The sequence below is a fragment of the uncultured Phenylobacterium sp. genome (genome assembly GCF_902826855.1).
Taxonomy (GTDB): Bacteria; Pseudomonadota; Alphaproteobacteria; order Caulobacterales; family Caulobacteraceae; genus Phenylobacterium.
Map to the genome: position 1 here is coordinate 1 of NZ_CADEGK010000242.1, position 6,270 is coordinate 6,270.

General features: G+C 69.7%; 7 protein-coding genes. 5 read left to right on the forward strand and 2 right to left on the reverse strand.

The genetic code is table 11. The features are described from left to right. From QZV94_RS22085 to QZV94_RS22100, 4 genes are all read left to right on the forward strand, one after another. Positions 1 to 837, forward strand: an 837-nt coding sequence (locus tag QZV94_RS22085) for a xanthine dehydrogenase family protein subunit M (protein ID WP_293682034.1), incomplete at its 5' end; no start/stop codon positions are given. Then, a complete protein-coding gene (locus QZV94_RS22090) occupies positions 834 to 1,319 on the forward strand; it encodes a (2Fe-2S)-binding protein (RefSeq protein ID WP_293682037.1) in 486 nt (161 codons plus the stop codon). The genes QZV94_RS22085 and QZV94_RS22090, both read left to right, overlap by 4 nt. After that, positions 1,316 to 3,607 carry a xanthine dehydrogenase family protein molybdopterin-binding subunit gene (locus tag QZV94_RS22095; protein ID WP_293682040.1) on the forward strand — a complete coding sequence of 764 codons (2,292 nt, stop codon included), beginning with the start codon at positions 1,316 to 1,318 and terminating at the stop codon, positions 3,605 to 3,607. Before QZV94_RS22090 ends, QZV94_RS22095 begins: the two co-directional genes overlap by 4 nt. A gap of 2 nt (positions 3,608 to 3,609) precedes the next feature. After that, a complete protein-coding gene (locus tag QZV94_RS22100; protein WP_293682042.1) occupies positions 3,610 to 3,855 on the forward strand; it encodes a MoaD/ThiS family protein in 246 nt (81 codons plus the stop codon). A 10-nt stretch (positions 3,856 to 3,865) separates the two neighbouring features. Here QZV94_RS22100 and QZV94_RS22105 read toward each other — a convergent pair whose 3' ends face one another. Next, positions 3,866 to 4,789, reverse strand: coding sequence for a lipid kinase (locus QZV94_RS22105; RefSeq protein WP_293682044.1), 924 nt, complete (start codon positions 4,787 to 4,789; stop codon positions 3,866 to 3,868). 17 nt (positions 4,790 to 4,806) lie between these two features. Then, the gene (locus QZV94_RS22110; RefSeq protein WP_293682047.1) at positions 4,807 to 5,808 is read right to left on the reverse strand and encodes an NAD(P)-dependent alcohol dehydrogenase; all 1,002 of its coding nucleotides are present in this window, start codon (positions 5,806 to 5,808) and stop codon (positions 4,807 to 4,809) included. Positions 5,809 to 5,971: 163 nt separating this feature from the next. On the opposite strand from QZV94_RS22110, the gene QZV94_RS22115 reads away from it, so the two are divergent. Then, on the forward strand, positions 5,972 to 6,270 hold a 299-nt coding region (locus QZV94_RS22115; protein ID WP_293682050.1), incomplete at its 3' end, for a hypothetical protein.

A 6,270-nucleotide genomic window follows, 5' to 3' on the forward strand; every position in this document is an offset into this window, starting at 1 on the left:
AGCCCCGAGGCGGCCGCGACCGCGCTGGCGGGGCCGGGCGCCCGGCCCCTCTCGGGCGGCACGGATCTTCTGGTGCAGCTGCGCGCAGGCCGGGCGCGGCCCGACGTCATCGTCGACCTGAAGGCGGTCGTCGCCGCGGTGGGCGTTCGCGAGGAGGCCGGTGGATTCATCATCGGCGCCGCGACCTGCGGCGCGGTGCTGGGCGAGCACGCCGCCCTGGTTCGCGCCTGGCCGGGCGTGGTCGAAGGGGCAACCCTGATCGGGTCGACGCAGGTGCAGGGCCGGGCCAGCCTGGGCGGCAACCTCTGCAACGCCTCCCCGGCCGCGGACGGCGTCCCGGCGCTGGTTGCGGCGCAGGCGACGTGTGTGATCGTGGGGCCCAACGGGCGTCGCGAGGTCCCTGTGGAGGCCATCCCGACTGGCCCCGGCCAGACCTCGCTTGCGCCCGGCGAGTTTGTCCTGGAGTTCCGGCTGCCGCCGCGCCCGAAGCGGGCGAGCGACGCCTACCTGCGCCTGATCCCGAGAACGGAAATGGACATTGCCGTGGTGGGGGCCGGTGTGAACATCGTCCTGGATGACGCGGGCAGGGTGTCCGCGGCCCGTGTGGCGCTCGGAGCCGTGGCTCCGACTGTGCGCCTGGTCGAGGCCGCCGGCGCGGCCCTGGTCGGCGGGCGACTGGACGATGCGGCGCTTGCCAAGTTGGAAGCGGCGGCCCGGGCGGCCTGCCAGCCGATCAGCGACAAGCGCGGAACAGTAGAATACCGGACCCGGCTCGCCGGCGTCCTGGCCAGACGGGCGGCGCTGATCGCCTTCCAACGTGCAGGAGGCGAGCGGTGAGCAAGATCCATGTGACCACGACGGTGAACGGCGATTCCGCCGAATTCCTGGCGGGCCCCGGCGTGACCCTGATGGACGCCCTGCGCGATGAGCTGGGCCTCACGGGGACGAAGGAGGGCTGTGGCTCGGGTGACTGCGGCGCCTGCAGCGTCATCGTGGACGGACGTATCGTCTGTTCGTGCCTGATGCTGGCGCCGGAAGCGGAGGGCCGCCGCATCGAGACGATCGAGGGCCTGGCGCAGGGCGGCCAGCTGCATCCGCTGCAGCAGAAGTTCCTGGAGCATGCGGCCCTGCAATGCGGGTTCTGCACCCCCGGCATCCTCATGGCGTCGAAGGCGCTGCTGGACGCCAATCCGGATCCCACCGAGACCGAAGCCCGGTACTGGCTGGCGGGCAACCTCTGCCGCTGCACCGGCTACGACAAGATCATCCGCGCGGTGATGGACGCCGCCGCCGAGCTTCGTCAGGAGAGAGTCGCATGAGCGAGACGCTGGACAAGCCTGCCGCCAAGGCGCCGCTGACGATCGTCGGCACCCGGCCCATCCGTCCGGACGGAGCCGACAAGGTCACAGGCCGCGCCGCCTTTGGCGCGGACTTCCATATGCCCGGCCAGTTGGTCGGCCGCGTACTGCGCAGCCCGCACGCGCACGCTCGCATCGTTTCCATCGACACCAGCAAGGCCAAGGCTCTGCCGGGCGTGAAGGCGATCGTCACGGCCGCGGACTTCCCGGACCTCGCCTCCGAGATGGTGGAGGGCAGCGAGGCCTCGTCGGACATCCGCGACCTGTCGCTGAACGTGATGGCGCGGCACAAGGTGCTCTACCACGGCCACGCGGTCGCCGCGGTCGCCGCGGTGTCGGGCGACATCGCCGAGGAGGCGCTGGCGCGCATCAAGGTGACCTATGAGGTCCTGCCGCACGTCACCGACGTGGAGGAGGCGATGGCGCCTGGCGCGCCTCTCCTGCACGATCACCTCTTCACCGAGGGCCTCGAGGCGCGGCCCGCGCAGGCCTCGAACATCGCGCGCAAGCACCGCTTCGTGCGCGGCGACCTGGCCGAAGGCTTCGCCGCGGCCGACGTCGTGGTCGAGCGTCGCTACGACACCAAGGCGACGCACCAAGGCTATATCGAGCCCCATGCCTGCGTGGCCGCTTGGGGTGAAGACGGGCGCTGCGACGTCTGGTGCTCCAGCCAGGGGCAATTCACCATCCGGAGCTACTGCGCCAAGGTCCTCGGCCTCGAGACATCCGATATCCGGGTGACCCCCGCCGAGATCGGCGGCGGCTTCGGTGGCAAGACCACGGTCTACCTCGAACCCCTGGCGCTGGCGCTGTCCCGCGCCAGCGGCCACCCCGTGAAAATGGTGATGAGCCGCGAAGAGGTGTTCCGCGCGACGGGACCGACCTCCGGCGGCGTGATCGAGGTCAAGCTCGGCGCGAAGAAGGACGGCACGATCGTCGCCGCCGAGGTCGAGCTGAAGTTCCAGGCCGGCGCCTTCCCAGGCTCGCCTGTCGGCACGGCCGCCATGACGGCGCTCGCCTGCTACGACATCCCGAATTTCTCGATCGTCGGCTGGGACGTCGTCACCAACACGCCCAAGACGGCCGCCTATCGGGCGCCTGGCGCGCCGATCTCTGCCTTCGGCGTCGAAAGCGCGGTCGACGAGCTGGCTCAGAAGCTGGGCCTGGATGCGATCGCCATCCGCGAAAAGAACGCCGTTCGGGACGGAACCAAGGCCTCCTATGGCCCGACGTTCCAGAACATCGCTTACGTCGACACCCTGAAGGTCATCAAGGACAGCGCACACTGGAACACGCCCCTCGGTCCCAACCAGGGGCGTGGGTTTGCGGTGGGCTTCTGGTTCAACGTCGGCGGCGAGAGTACAGCAGCCGTCCACATCGGCGAGGACGGCAGTGCGGTCGTGGTGACGGGCAATCCGGACATCGGCGGCAGCCGGGCCTCGATGGCGATGATGGCCGCCGAGACGCTGGGCCTGCCCATCGAGAAGGTCCGGCCGATGATCGCCGACACCAACGCCATCGGCTACTCGATGCTGACCGGGGGCAGCCGGGTGACCTTCGCCACCGGCATGGCCGTGGTGCAGGCGGCCGAGAAGGTCGTCGCCGACCTGCGTGGCCGCGCCGCCAAGCTCTGGGACGTGGCCGCCGACCAAGTGGTCTGGCAGGGCGGCCAGGCCGTCTGCCTCGATCCCGCCAAGGCCGACAAGAAGCCCCTCACCATTGAGGCGCTGGCGGCGCAGTCCGCTCGCACGGGCGGTCCGATCTCGGCGCAGGCAGCGATCAACGCCCAGGGGCCGGGACCGGGCTTCGCCGCCCATCTCTGCGACGTGGAGGTCGATCCTGAGACCGGCGTCGTGAGCGTGCTGCGCTACACGGCCTCCCAGGACGTCGGCAAGGCGATCCATCCGAGCTACGTCGAAGGCCAGGTGCAGGGCGGCGTGGCGCAGGGTGTCGGCTGGGCGCTGAACGAGGAGTATGTCTTCGACGCCGACGGCCGAATGGAGAACGCGGGCTTCCTTGACTACCGCATGCCGGTGGCCTCGGACCTGCCGATGCTGGACGCCATCCTGGTCGAGACCGCGCCCAACCCGCGGCATCCGTTCGGGGCGAAGGGCGTCGGCGAGGTGCCGATCGTGCCGCCTCTGGCGGCCGTGGCCAACGCGGTCAGCGCCGCCATCGGCGTGCGGATGCCGAATCTGCCGCTCTCGCCCCCGAAGGTGCTGGCTGCGTTGGACGCCAAGGCTGGCTGACCATGGCCCGGGTGATCGCCGGGAGCGAGTGCTGGCCCTTTACCGGCGGCGCCTCTGAGTTCGAGGTCGAGGGCGCGACGGTGCGCGATCTGATCGCGTCGCTCGACGCCCGGTTTCCGGGCTTGGGCGCGTTCGTGGACAAGCGGATGGCCTTCGCGATCGACGGCGAGATCCATCAGGACGCGTGGTTCTCGCCGATCCGGCCGGACAGCGAGGTCTGCCTCATTCCGAAGATCGGGGGCGGGTAGCGCCTCCGACTCAGGCGGGCGATGGCCTGGGGATGAAGACCTCGATAGCGGCCGGGCGCACGACGAAGTGCGCGGGTGTCTGGGTGACGATGTCGCCATCGGCGTTGACGGACCGGGGCCGGCGTGTGCGGACGTCGAACTCGACGCACTTGGAGGTCTGGACCTCCGCCCAGACGCCGTGGCGCCCGCGCCGGAAGGTATCGAACATCAGGGCCAGCTTCCAAACGGACCCCGGGTCGAGACTGTAGAGGTCGAGGTGGCCGTCCACGATGCTGGCGTGTTCATGGATCACCGAGCCGCCCCCATAGTGGCGGCCGTTACCGACGGCGATCTGCAGGGTCCGCACGTCGATCCGCTCCTGGCGGTTGATGACTTCGGCGTGGAAGGGGCGGGCGGCGAAGAGCACCTGCAGGGCGCGGATGGCGTAGGCGAGGCGGCCCCATCGTCGCTTGCTCTCCCGCGTGAGGCCGCGCGCCAGGTCCGCGCTCAGCCCCAGGCTCGCGACGTTAAAGAACGGATGGCCGTTCACCTCGCCCATGTCGATGCGTTCCGTGTGGCCTTGGACGATCACCTCCGCGGCCGCCGCCAGGTCGAGGGGCAGCCGCAGGGTGCGGGCAAGGTCGTTGGCGGTGCCGAGCGGCAATATCCCCATCGGCAGCCCGGTCTGCAGCAGACCGGGGGCGGCCGCTGCCACCGTGCCGTCGCCCCCGCAGACGATCACCAGATCCGTACCGGCGGCGCGCTTGACGATGTCGGCGGCGACCTCCGACGGATTCGAAAAGCGCTCGACCGTGACGTCAACGCCGCCGGCGGCGAGGCGGTCGATCACCTCGAGAGCCTGCTGGCCGCGCCGCGCATTCGGATTGACCAGCATCAGGCCACGCCGTCGCGCTGACCCGGTTGGGGGTTGGCCGGCGCGTTGGGGGCTGGCCATGCCGCCGTCTCCCCCGGTTAGGTGGTGACCACGATCTTCCCGAAGTGCGCGCCGGCTTGCATGCTCTTGAACGCTTCCTGCGACTCGTCGAGCGAGAAGCGCTTGTCGATCACGGGCTTGATGCCGTTGGCCTCGATGGCGCGCGTCATGCTTTCGAAGTGCTCGCGGCTGCCGACGGTGACGCCGTGGATGAGGGCGTTCGAACCGAAGATGGCCGCGACGTTCAGATCCTTCACGAAGCCGCCAAGGACTCCGATCACCGCGATCTTGCCGCCCAGCCGGACAGCACGAAGGGATTGCTCGAAGGTGCCGGCGCCGCCGACTTCGATGATGTGGTCGGCGCCGCGATTGCCGGTGATCCTGCGCACTTCCTTGGCCCAATCAGGCGTGGATTTGTAGTTGATGAAATGGTCGGCCCCCAGCGCCTTGGCGCGCTCCAGCTTCTCGTCGGACGAGGAGGTCACGATGACCGTCGCGCCGGCCGCCTTGGCGAACTGGAGGGCGAAGATGGAGACGCCGCCGGTGCCCTGGACCACCACCACGTCGCCGGACTTCACCTGGCCCTGCACCACCAGGCCGCGCCAGGCGGTGAGCGCCGCGCAGGGCAGGGTGGCGGCCTCCTCGTCGGTGTAGCCGGCCGGGGCGGGGGTGACGCCCTGTTCGCTCAGCAGCACCTTCTCCTGCAGCACGCCGTCCAGCACGCCGCCGAGCGCAGTGCCCAAGGCTTGCGGTGTCGGCTCGCCGGCCAGCCAGCCCTGGAAGAATAGGGAGGCGACGTGGTCGCCGACCTTCACGCGGCTCACGCCTTCGCCGATCGCGGAGACCACGCCGCCGCCGTCGGAGCAGGGCACGAACGGGGTGCGGCCTGAAGGCGCCGTGATCGTCGCCAGGTCGCGGTAGTTCAGCGTGGCGGCCTTGACGTCGACAACGATCTGGCCCGGGCCCGGCGTCGGGTCCGGCTTTTCGATGACCTTGAGGTTGTCGATGCCATAGGCAGACTCGAGGACGACGGCGCGCATGGGTCTCTCCGGAGCGATGCGCCATACGGGTGGCGCGTGCGAGGCTCGATCAAACGCGTTCCGAGGCGGCACGCAAGCTTGTCGCGACGGCGCCCCGGCTGACGCCGTCGGTCGGGGCTCCGCTCTCTTGGCGCGTTGACCCATTGCGGGTTAAGCATTGGCAATGCGTCGTGGAAGCCTCGCCTGTCTCTACCCCGCCTTGGCGGCCGGCGTCAGCCTTCTCGGGACGGCGGCCGAGGCGGGTAGCTTCTATGTGTTGTCCGCTGGACCCGACGCCTGGACAATCGTCGATCCAGCCAGCATCGAGACTTTGCCTGGCAGTCCTGTCCGCCGCATGTGGACGGTCACTGTGCAGCGCAACATCCTAGGCGAAGCCCCGGCCCAGCCGGGCTACGTCCGTGCGCTGAACGAATATGACTGTGCTGCTCAGAAGCTGCGCTGGAACCGGTTCACAGCATTTTC

Coding starts and splice junctions, on each gene's coding strand:
- QZV94_RS22110 (WP_293682047.1), bottom strand. CDS start 5,808: ATGCGCGCCGTCGTCCTCGAGTCTGCCTATGGCATCGACAACCTCAAG.
- QZV94_RS22105 (WP_293682044.1), bottom strand. CDS start 4,789: ATGGCCAGCCCCCAACGCGCCGGCCAACCCCCAACCGGGTCAGCGCGA.
- QZV94_RS22095 (WP_293682040.1), top strand. CDS start 1,316: ATGAGCGAGACGCTGGACAAGCCTGCCGCCAAGGCGCCGCTGACGATC.
- QZV94_RS22100 (WP_293682042.1), top strand. CDS start 3,610: ATGGCCCGGGTGATCGCCGGGAGCGAGTGCTGGCCCTTTACCGGCGGC.